The sequence below is a fragment of the Sphingomonas sp. M1-B02 genome, from assembly GCF_026167525.1.
In the GTDB taxonomy this organism is placed as follows: Bacteria; Pseudomonadota; Alphaproteobacteria; order Sphingomonadales; family Sphingomonadaceae; genus Sphingomonas.
In genome coordinates this window covers 3,365,045-3,380,907 of sequence record NZ_CP110679.1, presented here as the reverse complement: position 1 = coordinate 3,380,907, position 15,863 = coordinate 3,365,045, and the positions used below count along the sequence as shown (strand labels likewise).

The following is a 15,863-nucleotide window of genomic DNA, read 5'->3' as shown; positions in this document are numbered from 1 at the left end:
ATCACGTTGTCGGTCGTGCCGGCATCGTCACCCGTCGATCCGGCTGAAATCGGCGACCTTGTGCACCGCGTCGCGCATCCGGGCGAGCAGGCTCAGCCGCATCTCGCGCTTGAACGGATCGGGATCGTTGACGATGACCTGCTCGAAGAAGGTGTCGATCGGCCCGCGCAGCGACGAGAGCGCCGCCATCGCCGCTTCGAAATCCTCACCGGCGATAGCCGCCTCGGCGCGGGGCTCGGCGGCATCGAGCGCCTCGATCAGCGCGGCTTCGGCGGGCGCCGCCTCATACATCTCGTTGTCGACGACTTCGCCGGGAGTGAAGCTTTCCTTCTTGAGGATGTTCGCGGCGCGCTTGTAACCGGCGAGAAGATTTTTGCCGTCCTCGGTGATGACGAACGCCTGGAGCGCGTGGACGCGGGCGAGCAGCCGAACGAGGTCGTCCTCGCCGCCGAGCGCGAACACCGCGTCGATGAGGTCATGGCGGACGCCGGCTTCCTTTTGCTGAACCTTGAGGCGGTCGGCGAAGAAATCGAGCACTTCGCTGCTGACTGCCGCGCGAAGCGGGAAGCGCAGACCATTATCGAAAATCAACGCGAGCAGGCCGAGCGCCGAGCGCCGCAGCGCGAACGGATCCTTCGAGCCGCTCGGCTTGAGATCAGCGCCGAAGAACTGGGTGATGCTGTCCAACTTATCCGCCAGCGACACCGCCACGGTAACCGGCGCAGTCGGAACCTCGTCCCCCTGCCCGACCGGCTTGTAGTGATCGCGGACCGCGTCGGCGACCTGGGGGTCTTCGCCCTGGGCGAGGGCGTAATAGCCGCCCATCAGGCCCTGCAGCTCGGGGAATTCGCCGACCATGCCGGTGACGAGGTCCGCCTTGGCGAGCCGGGCGGCGCGTTCGGCGAGGGCGGCGAGGCGCTCCTTATCCTCCCCGGCACGGGGAGGGGGACCGTCCGCAGGACGGTGGAGGGGGCTCTCCGCGGAGGGTGTCGCTTGTGGCTCGCCCCCTCCACCATCGCCTTGCGATGGTCGCCCTCCCCGTGCCGGGCAGGATATGATCCCTTCTTCCACCAGCCAGCGCGCCAGCTTGGCCACCCGATCGACCTTGTCGGCCACCGTGCCCAATTTCTCGTGAAACACGATCTTCTCGAGCTTCTTCGCGCTCTCCTCCAGCGCCACCTTCAGATCGGTGTCGTAGAAGAAGCGCGCATCGCTCAGCCGCGCCGCGAGCACCTTCTGATTGCCCTCGACGATCCGCGCGCCGCCATCCATCGCGTCGATATTCGCCACGCAGACGAAGGCATTGGCGAGCTTGCCTTCCCCGTCCCTGCATACGAAATATTTCTGGTTCACCCGCGCCGTCAGCTGGATCACTTCGGGCGGCACCGACAGAAATTCGGGATCGAACCGCCCGAGCAAGGGCACCGGCCATTCGGTCAGCCCGGCATTCTCGTAGAGCAGCCCTTCGTCCTCGACGAGAGTCAGTCCCGCCTTCGTCGCGGCCATCTTGGCGCCGACCGCGATGATGCCGCGGCGCTCGGCGCCGTCGACGATGACGTGGCATGCGCGCAGCTTCTCGACATAGTCGTTGGCCGAGCCGATCGTGATCACGCCCGGATGGTGGAAGCGGTGGCCGACGGTCGCGGCGCCGCTCTTGAGCCCGGCGACTTCGATCGGCACGAGCTTGTCGCCCAGCAAGGCCACGATCCCCTGGAGCGGGCGGACCCAGCGCAGGCTCTCGGTCGAGATCGACGGTGCACCCCAGCGCATCGACTTGGGCCAGGCGAAGGCGTGGATTGCATGGGAGGCGGCGCTGGCGAGCACCGATCCGGCGACCACGCCGGGACGCTCGATCACCGCGAACAACACCTGCCCGCCCTTGCCGTCGTCGCGCGCGACCAGCTGGTCGCGGGTAAGGCCGGTCGAGCGCAGGAAGCCCTCGATCGCCTGCGCCGGCGCATCGGCGCGGGGGCCCTTGCGCTCCTCGGTCATCGCGGTGGTGGTCTCGGCCACGCCGCGGACGATCAGCGCGAGGCGCCGCGGGGTGGCATAGCTTTCGATGAATTCGAAGGCGAGGTTGAGCGCTTTCAGCCGATCGCCGAACAGGGTCGCGAGATCGGTCCGCGCCTTCTCCTGCATCCGCGCGGGGATTTCTTCGGAGCGGAGCTCGAGGAGGAAGTCTTCGGTCACGCCACCCACTCCGGGTAGCGCGCATCCCATTCAGGCTTCTTGTGCGCCATCCACGCCTCACACGAACCCTTCGCGAGATCGCGCACGCGGCCCATATAGGCCTGGCGCTCCGCCACCGAGATGACCCCGCGCGCCTGGAGCAGGTTGAAGACGTGGCTCGCCAGGATCGCCTGCTCGTAGGCGGGGATCGGCAGCGCCGCGGCCAGGCAATTCTCGCATTCGGCCACTGCCTTGCGGAACAGATCGAACAGCGCATCGGTGTCCGCGATCTCGAAATTCCATTTCGACATCTGCTTCTCATTCTCGAGAAACACGTCGCCATAGGACACCCCGGCATCGTTGAACGCCAGATCGTACACGCTGTCCTTGTTCTGGATATACATGGCCAGCCGCTCGAGCCCGTAGGTCAGCTCGCCCGCCACCGGCTTGCAGTCGAAGCCGCCCATCTGCTGGAAATAGGTGAACTGGGTCACTTCCATCCCGTCGCACCACACTTCCCAGCCCAGCCCCCAGGCGCCGAGCGTCGGCGATTCCCAATCATCCTCGACGAAGCGGATGTCGTGCCGCGTGAAGTCGATCCCGATCGCCGCCAGCGAGCCTAGATAGAGCTCCTGCAGATCGGCCGGGCTCGGCTTCAGGATCACCTGATATTGGTAATAATGCTGAAGCCGGTTGGGATTCTCGCCATAGCGGCCATCGGTGGGCCGGCGGCAGGGCTGGACGAAGGCGGCGTTCCACGGCTCGGGCCCCAGCGCGCGCAGCGTCGTCGCGGGGTGGAAGGTGCCCGCGCCCATCTGCATGTCGTACGGCTGGAGGATCACGCAGCCCCGCTCGCTCCAATAATCATGGAGCTTCAGGATCATGCGCTGGAAGCTGAGAGGCTGGGACATATGCGCGACGCTTTGGCGCGGCAGGCCCGGATTGACAAGGGTGGCGGGGCCGCGCTCAGTCGCGTGATGATACGGACGATGATGATGGCGCTGGCGCTGCTGGTGCTGGGCGGCTGCGGGCCGAAGCCGGCGACGGATTCGGATCCGGCGCTGTGGGTGGTGAAGGACGCGGACACGACGATCTACCTGTTCGGCACGGTGCATATGCTCCGCCCGGGGCTGAGCTGGTTGGACGAAGCGGTGCGCAAGGCATTCGATGCCAGCGATGCGCTGGTGCTCGAGCTGGTCATCCCGCCCGATCGCGAGATGCAGGCGATCGTCGCCGAGCTGGGGATGACGACCTCCGGCCCCACCTTGCCCGACCAATTGCCCGCCGAGGCCGCGGGCAAGTTCCGCGCGGCGTTGCCCGAAATAGGCCTCGCTCCCGACGCGCTCGATCGCGCCGAACCCTGGCTGGCGGCGACCACCCTCTCCGCCGCGCCGCTGCGCCAGCTGGGCTACGATCAGAAAGACGGCGCCGAAGCGGTGCTGACCGCGGCGGCCAAGGCGGCGGGCAAGCCGGTGATCGGACTGGAGACCGCGCGCGAGCAGCTCGGTTTTTTCGATCGGCTGCCGGTGGCGGCGCAGCGCGCGCTGCTGATCGAAACGATCGACGAGCTGCCCAAGGCGGGCGAGACGATCGACCGGATGATCACGGCGTGGAGCGCGGGAGATGCCGACGGGCTGGGGCGGATGATGAATGCCGACCTGGCCCGCTCGCCCGAACTGGCAAGGACGCTGCTGGTGGAGCGCAACCAGAAATGGGCGGATTGGATCGCGGAACGGATGCAGCAACCGGGGACCTTGTTCGTCGCGGTGGGAGCCGGGCATCTCGCCGGCGGGTCGAGCGTGCAAGCGGAGCTGGCCAAGCGCGGGCTGAAGGCCGAGCGGGTGCCCTACTGATCCTCCCCGGCACGGGGAGGGGGACCAGCGAAGCTGGTGGAGGGGGCTCTCCACGAGCGACGTCCTTTGCGGCCCGCCCCCTCCACCACCGCTTCGCGGCGGTCCCCCTCCCCGTGCCGGGGAGGAGCTATACTTGCCCCCCGCCCCTCTTTCCGCTACAGGCGCGCGCTTGTTCCGGCAGGGTCATCCCTGGAGGCTTGCCGGCGCATGGTAACTGAAACACATAAGCGCATTGGAATCGACACATGAGCGACATGCTTGAGCTGTCGGCCGAGACGCGCGACCGGGTTGGCAAGGGAGCCTCCCGGGCGCTGCGTCGTGAAGGCCGCGTCCCCGCCGTGATCTACGGCAACAAGGAAGAGCCACTAGGCATCCACGTCAACGAGCGCGAGCTCATGAAGCTGCTGATGACCGGCCACTTCATGAATTCGGTGGTGATGGTGGCGGGCCAGCGCACGCTGCCCAAGGACGTGACCTTCGACGTCGTCACCGATCGCCCGATCCATGTCGATTTCCTGCGCATCTCCGAGCATGCCAGCGTCCAGGTGGCCGTGCCGATCATCTTCACCGACGAAGAAGAATCGCCCGGCATCAAGCGCGGCGGCGTGCTCAACGTCGTCCGTCATGAGCTCGAGCTGATCTGCGAAGCGTCGAACATTCCCGACGACATCACGATCTCGCTCAAGGGCGTCGAAGTCGGTGATTCGATCCACATCTCCGCAGTCACGCTGCCCAAGGGCGCGACCTCGGCGATCACCGATCGCGACTTCACCATCGCCACCGTCGTGGCGCCGTCGGCGCTCAAGTCGAGCGAAGGCGAAGCCGGGGAAGGCGACAGCGAAGCAGCGGCCGAGGGCGAATAAGCCTCCGTCCGAACTTCACAGTTCAAAAAATCGCCTCCGCGCCTTAGGGCCCGGGGGCGATTTTGTTTTTGGGGATTGGGATGCAGCTCTGGGTCGGCCTCGGCAATCCGGGCCCCACATATGCAATGCACCGGCACAATGTCGGCTTCATGGCGCTCGACGCGATCGCCGAAGTGCATGATTTCTCCGCGCCCAAGAAGCAGTTCCAGGGCTGGACCCAGGAAGGGCGGATCGGCGCGCAGAAGATCGTCCTGCTCAAGCCCGGCACCTTCATGAACGAAAGCGGCCGCGCCGTCCGCGCCGCGATGGACTTCTACAAGCTCGCCCCCGCCGACGTAACGCTGTTCCACGACGAGCTCGACCTGGCCCCCTTCAAGGTGAAGGTAAAGGTCGGCGGCGGCACCGCGGGGCATAACGGCCTTCGCTCGACCGACGCGCATATCGGCCCCGATTTCCGCCGCGTCCGGCTCGGCATCGGCCATCCCGGGCACAAGGATCGCGTGACCGGCTATGTGCTGGGCAATTACGCCAAGGCGGAGATCGAGCCGCTTGTCGATATGCTGGGCGCAGTCGCCGCTGAGGCGCCTTGGCTGGCCGAGGGCAACGACGCGCGGTTCATGAGCGAAGTGGCGTTGCGGCTGCAGGACTGATGCGCGCGGGCACCCCCGCGGCGAGTTCGAGACGCGCACGATCCCGCACGACGATCCGCGACCGCGAGCATTTCAGCGCCCCATATCCCTCCAGGACATGCACCGTATCGGTCACGCTGGCCCGGCGGACATGGAGCGCGCTGCAAATATGGTCGTGGGTGAGCGCGAGCGCATCGCCCTCGGTCCGATCGTGGAGCAGGATCAGCCAGCGCGCGACGCGACGTTCGAGCGATTCGGCGCTCGATACGATCGTACCCGCCATCTGCCCCATGAAATCGTGCACGAAGCCCAGCAACGCGGCCTGAAGGCTCTTGCTGAGATGCGATGCGCGAACCAATGGCTTAGGTCGAATCGCGAGCGAAGTGCCGGGCACCCGCACGACCGCGGTCGTCGTGGCCTGGCAATCGCCCAGCAGAATCGTCCACCCGACCATGCCCTCGCGTCCGATCACGCCGAGGTCGGGACGGCTGGCCTCCCCCGCACCGTCCAGCACCGAGATGACGGCGGTTTCCGGAAAGAATATCGTGCTCGCCGAAACGCCAGAGCGCTCGACCACCTCGCCGGCTTTCAGCGCGACGCTGGCGAGATGCGGGCTCAGCAGCCTCTGGTCGGCCGGATGCAACGAGCGCAGCAGCGCGTTGGGCGATGTGCAGGGGTGCGATGGCTCGGCAGCTTGCAGCACGTAAGCATCTCGGCGAGGCGGGAGCCTCAACTCCGACCGTCGAACCCCCTGATCGGCGCGCGACGAAAAACCCTAACCGAGCTTGCGACACCCCATGTTAACATAGGTTTTCGTCCGCGATTCAATCGCTAAGCGCGGCTTCGGCACGAAAAAGGGCCCCGGTTTCCCGGAGCCCCCTTCGATCGATCGAGCCTGCTTACTTCTTGCCGACGACCACGCCCACCAGCCGCTGGTTCGCGCCGCCGATGGTACCCGAAGCGGCGAAGGTGATGCCGATTTCCTTGCCCTGCGAGCCGAAGAAACCGCCTGCGACCGTGCCCGAGAGCGGGCTCCCCGTGGTGAAGCTCCCGGTGAATTGGTTCTGGCCGACCGGGATCGCACCCTGCGCCGTGAAGGTACCATAGGTTACCGGTGCCCCGCCTGCGGCGGGGATCGTGGTCAGGTTCAGCGTCATGTCGACGAGCCCGGTCGAGAAGTTGACCGAAGTCGTGACCGTGCCCGAAACGCTCAGCACGCTAGACGCCGCCCCGGTCACGCTCACCAGGCGCCCGACGACGCGCGAGGCATAGGCCTGGGTGCCCGTCGTAGGCATGTCGGTCAGCGCGGTCTGATAGCCGAATACCGAAGTGGTGATCCGCTTCGCGCCCGTGGTCGAATCGCCGCGCCACCAATTGGCATAGCTGACGTTGGTCAGCGCGAGCGAAGCGTCGCTGGTGACCTGCGACGGAATCGAATTGTTCAGGAATTCGAGCTGCGAGAATTTGCCTGCTGTCGCCGCGTCGATGGTGCGGAACACGAACTCGCTCACCGCCGGTGACGGCTGGACCGACACGTTGGCGTTCACGAAGCGTGATTCCTCGACATTCTCGCGGATCACATAGGTTGCGGTGGCGATGGCATTGCTGGTGGCCAGCCGCACGCGCGACGAGAAGGATTCAGTGCTCGCGACGCCCAGCGTCACGGCGCCGGCGGCCGGATCGCCCGTATAGCTGGTCGCCGCGTTGATCGTGTTGAACTCGACTGCGCCTGCCAGCGGGAAGGTCGCATAGGTCGGCGACGCAGTCGGCGTCGGGGTGGGGGTTGCGGTAGGCGAGGGGGTCGGGGTGGGATCGTCGTCACCGCCGCCGCAGCTTGCCAGCGCGAGTGTCGCCAAGGTGGCGCCCATGATGATGTGACGGCGAATCATTCCGTACTCCTAATATATTCACTGCGATGCATTCGCAAAAGCCTCGCGCGCCTGTACCCCAGATGAACGGGGATGCGTCAAGCGACGAGCCGTGGCCGTTGGTTTCGAACGTAATGGCCTCGCGTCGGCAATAGGGGCTTTTGGGGAGCCGCTCAAGCGCCGCGCGCGACGCAGCCTTTGCCCGCTGGAAAAGCGGGCGTGAACCCTCTATCGGCGCAGCCATCCTTTCTCTTTGCACGAACAGGCTTTCACTCATGGGTTTCCGCTGCGGCATCGTTGGTCTGCCCAACGTCGGCAAGTCCACGCTCTTCAACGCGCTTACCGAGACGGCAGCGGCGCAGGCGGCCAACTATCCCTTCTGCACGATCGAGCCCAACGTCGGCAATGTCGGCGTGCCCGACAAGCGGCTCGACGCGCTCTCCAAGATCGCGGGATCGCAGAAGATCATCGAGACCCAGCTCGGCTTCGTCGACATCGCCGGCCTGGTCCGCGGCGCGAGCAAGGGCGAGGGCCTGGGCAACCAGTTCCTCGGCAACATCCGCGAGGTGGACGCGATCGTCCACGTCCTGCGCTGCTTCGAGAATGACGACATCCAGCATGTCGACAACAAGGTAGATCCGATCGCCGACGCCGATACCGTCGAAACCGAGCTGATGCTCGCCGATCTCGAAAGCCTGGAAAAGCGCGTGCCCGCCGCCGCCAAGAAGGCGACCCAGGGCGACAAGGAGGCCAAGGTCGTCGCCTCGGTCCTGGGGCAGGCGCTCGATCTGCTGCGCGAAGGCAAGCCCGCCCGGCTGACCGTGCCCAAGGATGCCGAGGAAGCCCGCGCCTTTGCCCAGGCGCAGCTACTGACCGGCAAGCCCGTCCTCTATGTCTGCAACGTCAACGAGGAGGATGCCGCCAACGGCAATGACCTTTCGGCCAAGGTGTTCGCCAAGGCCAAGGCCGAGGGCGCCGAGGCCGTCGTCGTCTCCGCCGCGATCGAGGCCGAGATCGCGACGATGCCCGCCGAGGATCGCGGCGACTTCCTCGCCGAGCTGGGGCTGGAGGAAACCGGCCTCGCCCGCGTCATCACCGCCGGCTACAAATTGCTGCACCTGCTGACCTTCTTCACCGTCGGCCCCAAGGAAGCCCGCGCCTGGACCGTCCACGCCGGCGCCACCGCCCCCGAGGCCGCGGGCGAGATCCACACCGATTTCGAGAAGGGCTTCATCCGCGCCGAGACGATCGCCTATGACGATTATGTCGCGCTGGGCGGGGAATCCAAGGCGCGCGAGGCGGGCAAGCTGCGCGCCGAGGGCAAGGCCTATGTCGTCCAGGACGGCGACGTGATGCACTTCTTGCATAGTTGAGACGCCGAAGCGGCGGCCGCTTGCGGTCGAAGCAGTCTCGCCAATTGGCCGCGTTCGGCTATCCTGGTCAGGCTGCTGGAAACCGAGAAGGCGACGAGACCGCTACGGCGCTTTCGAAAGCCGCCATCCTTTCTGCCTCATCGGGAGTTCGTCAATGCGCCATGCCTTGTACGCCTGCCTCGCTTTGGTCACCACCGCCGCCCCGGCCTCTGCCCAACACTCGGCGGTCGATCCGGAGACTGCGGTCTATGAGCTGCGGATCTACCATCCTGCACCGGGCAAGCTGGCCGCGCTCAACGCTCGATTTCGCGACCATACGCTCCGGCTTTTCGAGAAGCACGGCATGCATAACGTCGCTTATTGGAATGAGCAGCCGACCAAAGACGCGCCCGAAGGACGCCTGGTCTATGTGCTTGCCTATCCGAGCCGCGCGCAAAGGGACGCGGCGTGGAAGGCTTTCGGGGTAGATCCAGCGTGGCGCGCAGTGGTGGCCGCGTCGGAGGCCGGCGGCAAGCTGGTGGCGAGGGTCGATAGCGTGTTCATGACGATGGCCGACTATTCACCGCCTATAAGGTTGGCGCGCTAGGTCTGTGGCGAGCATCGCCGGGCGTGCTGGTTTTCGCGAACAACCCTACCCCTCGAACGAAGCGATGATCGGACAAGGTCCCGCTCCGCCCGCGCTGCATTCCCGCGCCAGCTTGCGCAGCGAGTCCCGCGCCGCCGTCATCTCGGCGATCTTGGCATCGAGCGCCGCGATCCGCTCGCGCGCCAGCTCGCGGGCTCGGGCGCGGTCGTCTGTAGCATCGAGCGCGAGCAATTCGCCGATCTGCTCCAGCGTGAAGCCCGCCGCCTGTGCCGAGCGGATGAACTTGAGCCGCCGCGCGTCGGGCGCGCCATAGCGGCGGACGCCGCCATAGGGATCGGGCCGCGCTGGTGCCTCCAGCAGCCCGCGGCGCTGATAATAGCGGATCGTCTCCACCCCCACCCCGCCCTCGCGCGCCAACATTCCGATCGTCATCCCGGGCATCGCTTGACTCCGTACCATGGTACGGAAGCTATATAGGCCGCATGACGACAAAGGACAGGCAGGCGACGCTCTATCGCATGGTCATGCCGGGGCACATTTGCCCCTATGGCCTGAAATCGAAGCATCTGCTCGAACGTCACGGTTTTGCGGTGGACGATCGGCCGCTGCGCACCCGCGCCGAAACGGACGCGTTCAAGGCCGAGCATGGCGTCGCCACCACCCCGCAGACTTTCATCGGCGGCAAGCGGATCGGCGGGCACGATGATCTGCGTCGCTTCTTCGGCCGCCCCGTGCCAAACCCGGGCGCTACGAGCTACACACCGGTAATCGCCGTCTTCGCGATGACCGGGCTGATGGCCTTGGCGGCGAGCTTCGCGGTGGAGGGCACGCCCTTCACGCTGCGCGCCGGCGAATGGTTCGTCGCTTTCAGCATGTGCGTGCTGGCACTGCTCAAGCTGCAGAGTGTCGAGCGCTTCTCGACGATGTTCCTCAACTATGACCTGCTGGCGCGGCGCTGGGTGCCCTATGCCTATGTCTATCCGTTCGCGGAGGGGCTCGCGGGGGTGCTGATGGTCGCGGGCGCGCTGACCTGGTTCGCAGCGCCGCTTGCGCTCGTGATCGGCGGGACCGGCGCGGTTTCGGTGTTCAAGGCAGTCTATATCGAGCGGCGCACGCTCAAATGCGCCTGCATGGGCGGCGACAGCAATGTGCCGCTCGGTTTCCTGTCGCTTACGGAGAATGTGATGATGGTTGCGATGGCGATCTGGATGCTGACGTGCGCGTCCGGCGGGATGGCGTGATGCGGCGGCTGCTGTTCGCCACGCTGCTGTTCCCGGTCGCCGCGGCGGCACAGGATCATTCGATGCATGACATGCCCGCCCAGCCCGCCCCCGCGCCGCAGGAGGCGCCGGTGGACCACAGCATGCACGACATGCCAGCCCAGCCCGCCCCCGCGCCGCAGGAGGCGGCGATGGACCACAGCATGCACGACATGGCCGCGATGCCCGGGATGGGCGCCAACGCGGTCGGCGGATCGGGCTCGGCGCTGCTCCCCGCGGCCGAGGGCGCGATGCGCGGCTTCCATGCCACCACCACCGGCAACTGGATGCTGATGGCGCACGGCGTGCTCACCGGCGTCTATACCGATCAAGGCGGCCCGCGCGGCGACGATATGGCGGTCGTCCAGTCGATGGCGATGCTCAGCGCCTCGCGCCCGATCGCCGAATATGCCCGCATCGAGTTTCGCGCGATGCTCAGCCTCGAGCCCGCAATGGGCCGGCGCGGCTATCCGAACCTGTTCGCCACCGGCGAGACCGCCAACGGCCGCCCGCTGGTCGATCGCCAGCATCCGCACGATCTGTTCATGGAGCTCTCCGCCCGCGCCGATGTCGACATAGCTCCGGGCACCAGCCTGTTCCTCTATGGCGGCCCGGTCGCCGAGCCCGCGCTCGGCCCCAGCGCCTTCATGCACCGCCGCTCCGCGCGCTATCTGCCGCTCTCGCCGATCGGCCACCATTGGTTCGACAGCACGCATATCACTTACGGCGTCGTCACCGCGGGCGCGAAGACCGACGCCTTCCAGTTCGAAGGCTCGGCCTTCAAGGGCCGCGAGCCCGACGAGGCGCGCTGGAACATCGATACGCCCCGGCTCGACAGCTGGAGCGTCCGCGCGACCTGGACCCCCTCGCCGCACTGGACCGCGCAGATCAGCCACGGCCGGCTCAAGGAGCCCGAAGTCCAGCATCCGGGCGAGGATGAGGCGCGCACCACCGCGAGCCTCCATTATGCGCGCGGCGGCCTCTCGGCGATGCTCGGTTTCTCGGCCAAGAACCGCCTGCCCGGCGATACGCTCACGGCCTGGGTGGGTGAAGCGAACTGGGACCTGTCCCGCCACCACAGCCTGTTCGGTCGCATCGAGAATGTCGCCAATGACGAGCTGTTCCCCGATCATGCCGATCCGCTCCACGATCGGCTTTTCCGCATAACCCGCTTCGAGGCGGGCTATGCCCATCGCATTCCGCTGGGCAAGGCGGCGGAGCTGGCGCTGGGCGGATCGCTCGCGGCCTATGCCAAGCCGGCGGCGCTGGACGCGGCGTATGGCAAGGCGCCGATCAGCGGCACGCTGTTCGCCCGGCTCGCGCTCGGACAGTAGGACTTTTCGCCGCAACAATCGCGTGGCAGGGCACGCCATGCGCTGGACATCGAAGCTCGTCGCCGCGGCCCTCGCCGCTTTCCTGCAGGCCTGCGCCACTGGCCCCGCCATAGCCCCGCAGCCTTCAGCGCTTGCCGAAGCCCGCGCGCCGGTGACGATCCTCGTCTCGATCGACGGCTTTCGTCCCGACTATCTGGAACGCGGCGTCACCCCCAACCTCTCGCGTCTCGCCGCCGAGGGGGCGAGCGGACCAATGTGGCCCAGCTTCCCCAGCAAGACCTTCCCCAATCACTGGACGCTGGTTACCGGGCTGCGCCCCGACCGGCACGGCTTGGTGGCGAACAAGATGAAGGATGCCTCGCGCCCCGACGAGACCTTCACGATGAGCAACGACGACCCCTTCTGGTGGGGCGCGGCCTCACCGATCTGGCTCGACGCCGAACATGCCGGCATCCGCACCGGCACCCAATTCTGGCCCGGCTCCAACGTCGCGCTCGGCGGCAGAAAGGCGAAGCCGAGCGACTGGGAAGTCGAAGGCGGCGAGCGCCCCTCCGACTGGCAGCAGTTCAATCAGGCGATCACGCCCGAGCAAAGGATCAACGGCATCCTCGATTGGCTCCGGCGGCCCGCGGCGATCCGGCCGCGCCTGCTGACGCTCTATTTCGACGCAGTCGACAGCGTCGGGCACGATTTCGGCCCCGCCGACGCGCGCACGATCGCGGCCGTGGCAACGGCAGACAAAGAGATCGGCCACCTCGTCGCCGGGCTCGCCGAACTGGGCCAGCCCGCCAACCTCGTCATTGTATCGGATCACGGCATGGCGGCGACGAGCAGCGAGCGCGTGATCCTGATCGGCGATGTCGTCGCACGCGATTCGATCGACCTGCTCGAATATGGACCCTATGCCGCGCTGACCCCGCTGCCGGGCAAGGAGGCGGCGGTCGAGACGGCGTTGCTGCGCCCGCATCCGCACATGCAATGCTGGCGCAAGCGCGAGATCCCGGCGCGCTTCCATTATGGCAGGAATCCGCGCGTCCCGCCGATCCTCTGCCTCGCCGAGACCGGCTGGCTGATCAACGACAAGCCCGCGTCCAAGCCCTTCACCGGCGGCAATCACGGCTATGACAATCAGTCGCCCGATATGGCCGCGCTGTTCATCGCACACGGGCCGGCATTCCGGCCGACGCGGCTCGGGCCCTTCGAGGCGACCGACGTCTATCCGCTGCTGCGCACGTTGCTGAAGCTGCCCGCCCGGTCGGATCTGGATGGCAGCGATGCGCCCTTCGCAGGGGCGCTCGTTCGATAGGCCTCTTGCCAAATTTCGGTTTCTCAACGAAACCCAAGTCATGCTGTATCTGGATGATATCGAAGTCGGGATGAAGCGCAGCTTCGGCCGCTATGAAGTAACCCGCGAAGAGGTCCTCGACTTCGCCGGGAAATATGATCCCCAGCCGTTCCATCTATCCGACGAGGCGGCGGCGCAGACCCATTTCGGCCGGCTCGCGGCAAGCGGCTGGCATACCAGCGCGATGACCATGGCGATGTTCGTCGCGCATATGAAGGAGCATCCACAGGCCAGCCTGGGCGCCGCGGGCGTCGACGAACTGCGCTGGCTGAAGCCGGTCTATCCGGGCGACACGTTGCGCTGCGAGAGCGAGGCGCTGGAAGTCCGCCCCTCGCAAAGCCGGCCCGAGATGGGCAGCGTGCGAAGCCAGATGACGACCTTCAACCAGAAGGACGAACCAGTTCTTCGCTTCATCGCGATCGCTCTAATGCGCCGGCGCCCCAACGAGTGAATCTCGCGGCAGCGCCATCATATGCGCTGATGTTGCCAGATTAGTCGCGCCGGTCGCGCCGATTTTCCCGGCTGAGTGCGCGCCGGTCACCGCGGCGGTCCTGACGAAACGATTGCCGGTCCTCGCGCCGGTCCTGGCGAAACTCGGGCCGGCTGACCTGGCCCTGGCGATAGGCGTTGCGATCGCCGCGACGCTCGGTGCGGAAGTCCTGGCGATCGTCACGGCGTTCGGACCTGAAATCCTGCCAATTCGCGCGGATTTCGCGGCGATCCCCGCGCCAATTGCTGCGGCGGGTTTCCCAATAGCGGCGTTGGCCATCGTTCCAGCGGTGGGGTCGGCGGTTGCGATCGTAGACGTAATAGCCCTGGCCGGGATAATAATAGTCGCCATACCAGCCGAAGTAGGAGCCCGCTGCGCCATAATTGGCGTAGCCATAGCCATCGTCATAATAACCGGGTCCGCCGGCGCCAACGGAGATGGCGGAATAGCCATAGCGGCCGTAGCGATCATCGGTACAGGCAGCAGTACCGAGGCCCAGGGCGACGAGAAGCACGATGGGGGCGATGCGACGGATCGTCATGCGTAAGGTCCTCTCAGGCGGCAGCAAGGCTTGCCGCGGCGGCCATTTCTTGCGTTAATGCCTTGAGAACGTTGTGGCCGTGCCAGAGGTTCCCGTCCCTCAGTGGCCGTCGAACGCCACCAGCGCGTTGACCGCGATTCCGTCGCCGCGCAGCGCCTCGGCCCCGCCGAGCTCGGGCAGGTCGACCACGAAGGCCGCCTGGGTGACCTCGGCCCCCGCCTTGCGCAGCAGCCGCACCGCTGCCCGCGCGGTTCCGCCGGTGGCGATCAAGTCGTCGACCAGCAATATCCGTGCGCCGGGCGCGCAGGCATCGGCATGTATCGCGATCCTGTCGGTGCCATATTCGAGCGCGTAATCCTCGGCGATCGTCGCGCCGGGCAGCTTGCCATCCTTGCGAATCAGCAGCGTACCGGTGCCCAGCCGCACCGCCAGCGCCGCGCAGAACAGGAAGCCGCGCGCTTCGATTCCCGCGACGAGATCGATCGGGCCCGCAACCCCCTCGGCCATTCGCTCGATCGTAAGCCGCAGCCCCTCGGCATCGAGTAGCAAGGTCGTGATATCTCGAAACTGGATCCCGGGCTTGGGAAAGTCGGGAATGGTGCGAATGCGGTCTCGGATATCGTCGTTGCGCGCGCTCATGATCGGCCTCCGGCCAAAAGAAATCCCGCCAGGGCACTGCCCGGGCGGGATCTCCATCAAATCAGTACGAAGTCGAAGCCTAGTGCTTCACGCCCCGCCACACCGTCAGATACGCGCCATAAGCGAGGATCGTGGTGATCAGCAGGAACAGCACCACGGCAAGGCCCGCGCGGTGGCGAGTCTGCATGGTCGGCTCGGCGGTCCACACCAGGAAGGCCGAAACGTCCTTGGCCATCTGGTCCACCGTCGCACGCGTGCCGTCGGTGTAGGTCACCTGATCGTCGCTGTTCAGCGGCGGCGGCATCGCGATATTGAGGTTGGCGAAATAGGGGTTGAAATACATGCCCTCGGGAGTGACGGCGCCCGGGAAGCGCTTCTGCTGCTCCGGGGTCAGCTCATGGCCATATCCGGTCAGCAGCGAATAGACATAGGCCGCGCCGTCGTGCCGCGCCTTGGCCATCAGCGAAAGGTCGGGCGGCGAGCCGGTGCCCGGATAGAAGACCTTGGGGAAGCGATCAGACGCCAGATTGTCGCGCTCGCCCCAGGTGCCGGCCTTTTCGTCCTGCACCGGCTGCTTGACCGGCCAGTCCTTGGCGATCTTCTTCACTTCGGCTTCGCTATAGCCGATCTGCTCGAGATCGCGGAACGAGACCATGTTGAGCGAGTGGCAGCTCGCGCAAACCTTCTCGAAGACCAGGAAGCCGCGCTGGATCTGCGCATTGTCGAACTTGCCGAATGGCCCGTTCGAAGCGAGATCGAGCTTCTTGGGATGATGATGGAGTTCCTCCTCCGCAGTCTTCTGCGGGGGCTCCTGGATCGTGTCGATGATGGTGCCGACCAGAGCAAGCATCAGCACGCCGACGAAGGCGAAACCGATCAGGAACTTGATCGAGCGCATGAACAGCGGAAGCATT

General features: G+C 66.2%; 17 protein-coding genes. 9 read left to right on the top strand and 8 right to left on the bottom strand.

Features of this window, described 5'->3' with window-relative positions; translation table 11 throughout:
* Positions 1–27: 27 nt before the first annotated feature.
* The gene (glyS, locus tag OKW87_RS16335) at positions 28–2,220 is read right to left on the bottom strand and encodes a glycine--tRNA ligase subunit beta (protein ID WP_265541069.1); all 2,193 of its coding nucleotides are present in this window, start codon (positions 2,218–2,220) and stop codon (positions 28–30) included.
* A complete protein-coding gene (locus OKW87_RS16330; RefSeq protein WP_265544161.1) occupies positions 2,187–3,053 on the bottom strand; it encodes a glycine--tRNA ligase subunit alpha in 867 nt (288 codons plus the stop codon). Before OKW87_RS16330 ends, glyS begins: the two co-directional genes overlap by 34 nt.
* Positions 3,054–3,146: 93 nt before the next feature.
* Here OKW87_RS16330 and OKW87_RS16325 point away from each other — a divergent pair, with 93 nt between their 5' ends.
* From OKW87_RS16325 to pth, 3 genes are all read left to right on the top strand, one after another.
* The gene (locus tag OKW87_RS16325) at positions 3,147–4,022 is read left to right on the top strand and encodes a TraB/GumN family protein (protein WP_265541068.1); all 876 of its coding nucleotides are present in this window, start codon (positions 3,147–3,149) and stop codon (positions 4,020–4,022) included.
* A gap of 245 nt (positions 4,023–4,267) precedes the next feature.
* The gene (locus tag OKW87_RS16320; protein ID WP_265541066.1) at positions 4,268–4,885 is read left to right on the top strand and encodes a 50S ribosomal protein L25/general stress protein Ctc; all 618 of its coding nucleotides are present in this window, start codon (positions 4,268–4,270) and stop codon (positions 4,883–4,885) included.
* Between the two features lie 80 nt (positions 4,886–4,965).
* A complete protein-coding gene (pth, locus tag OKW87_RS16315) occupies positions 4,966–5,535 on the top strand; it encodes an aminoacyl-tRNA hydrolase (RefSeq protein WP_265541064.1) in 570 nt (189 codons plus the stop codon).
* On the opposite strand, the gene OKW87_RS16310 is transcribed toward pth, so the two are convergent.
* Positions 5,501–6,217 carry a Crp/Fnr family transcriptional regulator gene (locus OKW87_RS16310; protein ID WP_265541062.1) on the bottom strand — a complete coding sequence of 239 codons (717 nt, stop codon included), beginning with the start codon at positions 6,215–6,217 and terminating at the stop codon, positions 5,501–5,503. The genes pth and OKW87_RS16310 overlap by 35 nt on opposite strands.
* A 196-nt stretch (positions 6,218–6,413) precedes the next feature.
* Entirely contained in the window at positions 6,414–7,403 is a 990-nt protein-coding gene (locus OKW87_RS16305; RefSeq protein ID WP_265541060.1) for a transferrin-binding protein-like solute binding protein, read from the bottom strand.
* 254 nt (positions 7,404–7,657) lie between these two features.
* Here OKW87_RS16305 and ychF point away from each other — a divergent pair, with 254 nt between their 5' ends.
* Together ychF and OKW87_RS16295 are read left to right on the top strand one after the other, a co-directional pair.
* Positions 7,658–8,755: a redox-regulated ATPase YchF gene (gene ychF / locus OKW87_RS16300; protein ID WP_265541059.1), complete on the top strand. Its 1,098-nt coding sequence runs from the start codon at positions 7,658–7,660 to the stop codon at positions 8,753–8,755.
* A 154-nt stretch (positions 8,756–8,909) separates the two neighbouring features.
* Positions 8,910–9,341: an NIPSNAP family protein gene (locus tag OKW87_RS16295; protein ID WP_265541058.1), complete on the top strand. Its 432-nt coding sequence runs from the start codon at positions 8,910–8,912 to the stop codon at positions 9,339–9,341.
* 45 nt (positions 9,342–9,386) lie between these two features.
* Here the strand turns inward: OKW87_RS16295 and OKW87_RS16290 are convergent, their stop codons facing one another.
* Positions 9,387–9,782 (bottom strand): MerR family transcriptional regulator, encoded by a 396-nt coding sequence (locus OKW87_RS16290; RefSeq protein WP_265541056.1) that lies wholly within the window; start codon positions 9,780–9,782, stop codon positions 9,387–9,389.
* Between the two features lie 41 nt (positions 9,783–9,823).
* On the opposite strand from OKW87_RS16290, the gene OKW87_RS16285 reads away from it, so the two are divergent.
* Genes OKW87_RS16285 through OKW87_RS16270 form a run of 4 tightly spaced genes read left to right on the top strand, consistent with a single transcriptional unit; the run spans position 9,824 to position 13,730 of the window.
* Positions 9,824–10,582: a MauE/DoxX family redox-associated membrane protein gene (locus OKW87_RS16285; RefSeq protein ID WP_265541054.1), complete on the top strand. Its 759-nt coding sequence runs from the start codon at positions 9,824–9,826 to the stop codon at positions 10,580–10,582.
* On the top strand, positions 10,582–11,934 hold the full coding sequence (locus tag OKW87_RS16280) for a hypothetical protein (RefSeq protein ID WP_265541051.1): 1,353 nt from the start codon (positions 10,582–10,584) through the stop codon (positions 11,932–11,934). The genes OKW87_RS16285 and OKW87_RS16280 overlap by 1 nt, the downstream gene beginning before the upstream one ends.
* A 37-nt stretch (positions 11,935–11,971) precedes the next feature.
* Positions 11,972–13,240 (top strand): nucleotide pyrophosphatase/phosphodiesterase family protein, encoded by a 1,269-nt coding sequence (locus OKW87_RS16275; protein ID WP_265541050.1) that lies wholly within the window; start codon positions 11,972–11,974, stop codon positions 13,238–13,240.
* 40 nt (positions 13,241–13,280) lie between these two features.
* Positions 13,281–13,730 carry a MaoC family dehydratase gene (locus OKW87_RS16270; protein ID WP_265541049.1) on the top strand — a complete coding sequence of 150 codons (450 nt, stop codon included), beginning with the start codon at positions 13,281–13,283 and terminating at the stop codon, positions 13,728–13,730.
* Positions 13,731–13,770: 40 nt separating this feature from the next.
* On the opposite strand, the gene OKW87_RS16265 is transcribed toward OKW87_RS16270, so the two are convergent.
* From OKW87_RS16265 to OKW87_RS16255, 3 genes are all read right to left on the bottom strand, one after another.
* Positions 13,771–14,310 (bottom strand): hypothetical protein, encoded by a 540-nt coding sequence (locus OKW87_RS16265; protein ID WP_265541048.1) that lies wholly within the window; start codon positions 14,308–14,310, stop codon positions 13,771–13,773.
* A 99-nt stretch (positions 14,311–14,409) separates the two neighbouring features.
* The gene (locus OKW87_RS16260) at positions 14,410–14,949 is read right to left on the bottom strand and encodes an adenine phosphoribosyltransferase (protein WP_265541046.1); all 540 of its coding nucleotides are present in this window, start codon (positions 14,947–14,949) and stop codon (positions 14,410–14,412) included.
* A gap of 79 nt (positions 14,950–15,028) precedes the next feature.
* Positions 15,029–15,862 carry a cytochrome c1 gene (locus OKW87_RS16255; protein WP_265541044.1) on the bottom strand — a complete coding sequence of 278 codons (834 nt, stop codon included), beginning with the start codon at positions 15,860–15,862 and terminating at the stop codon, positions 15,029–15,031.
* Position 15,863: the final 1 nt, after the last annotated feature.

What these genes read in the sequence shown, in the direction of transcription:
- glyS (WP_265541069.1), bottom strand. Translation starts at nt 2,220, where the DNA reads ATGGGATGCGCGCTACCCGGAGTGGGTGGCGTGACCGAAGACTTCCTC.
- OKW87_RS16330 (WP_265544161.1), bottom strand. Translation starts at nt 3,053, where the DNA reads ATGATCCTGAAGCTCCATGATTATTGGAGCGAGCGGGGCTGCGTGATC.
- OKW87_RS16325 (WP_265541068.1), top strand. Translation starts at nt 3,147, where the DNA reads ATGATACGGACGATGATGATGGCGCTGGCGCTGCTGGTGCTGGGCGGC.
- OKW87_RS16320 (WP_265541066.1), top strand. Translation starts at nt 4,268, where the DNA reads ATGAGCGACATGCTTGAGCTGTCGGCCGAGACGCGCGACCGGGTTGGC.
- pth (WP_265541064.1), top strand. Translation starts at nt 4,966, where the DNA reads ATGCAGCTCTGGGTCGGCCTCGGCAATCCGGGCCCCACATATGCAATG.
- OKW87_RS16305 (WP_265541060.1), bottom strand. Translation starts at nt 7,403, where the DNA reads ATGATTCGCCGTCACATCATCATGGGCGCCACCTTGGCGACACTCGCG.
- ychF (WP_265541059.1), top strand. Translation starts at nt 7,658, where the DNA reads ATGGGTTTCCGCTGCGGCATCGTTGGTCTGCCCAACGTCGGCAAGTCC.
- OKW87_RS16295 (WP_265541058.1), top strand. Translation starts at nt 8,910, where the DNA reads ATGCGCCATGCCTTGTACGCCTGCCTCGCTTTGGTCACCACCGCCGCC.
- OKW87_RS16290 (WP_265541056.1), bottom strand. Translation starts at nt 9,782, where the DNA reads ATGCCCGGGATGACGATCGGAATGTTGGCGCGCGAGGGCGGGGTGGGG.
- OKW87_RS16285 (WP_265541054.1), top strand. Translation starts at nt 9,824, where the DNA reads ATGACGACAAAGGACAGGCAGGCGACGCTCTATCGCATGGTCATGCCG.
- OKW87_RS16280 (WP_265541051.1), top strand. Translation starts at nt 10,582, where the DNA reads ATGCGGCGGCTGCTGTTCGCCACGCTGCTGTTCCCGGTCGCCGCGGCG.
- OKW87_RS16275 (WP_265541050.1), top strand. Translation starts at nt 11,972, where the DNA reads ATGCGCTGGACATCGAAGCTCGTCGCCGCGGCCCTCGCCGCTTTCCTG.
- OKW87_RS16270 (WP_265541049.1), top strand. Translation starts at nt 13,281, where the DNA reads ATGCTGTATCTGGATGATATCGAAGTCGGGATGAAGCGCAGCTTCGGC.
- OKW87_RS16265 (WP_265541048.1), bottom strand. Translation starts at nt 14,310, where the DNA reads ATGACGATCCGTCGCATCGCCCCCATCGTGCTTCTCGTCGCCCTGGGC.
- OKW87_RS16260 (WP_265541046.1), bottom strand. Translation starts at nt 14,949, where the DNA reads ATGAGCGCGCGCAACGACGATATCCGAGACCGCATTCGCACCATTCCC.
- OKW87_RS16255 (WP_265541044.1), bottom strand. Translation starts at nt 15,862, where the DNA reads ATGCTTCCGCTGTTCATGCGCTCGATCAAGTTCCTGATCGGTTTCGCC.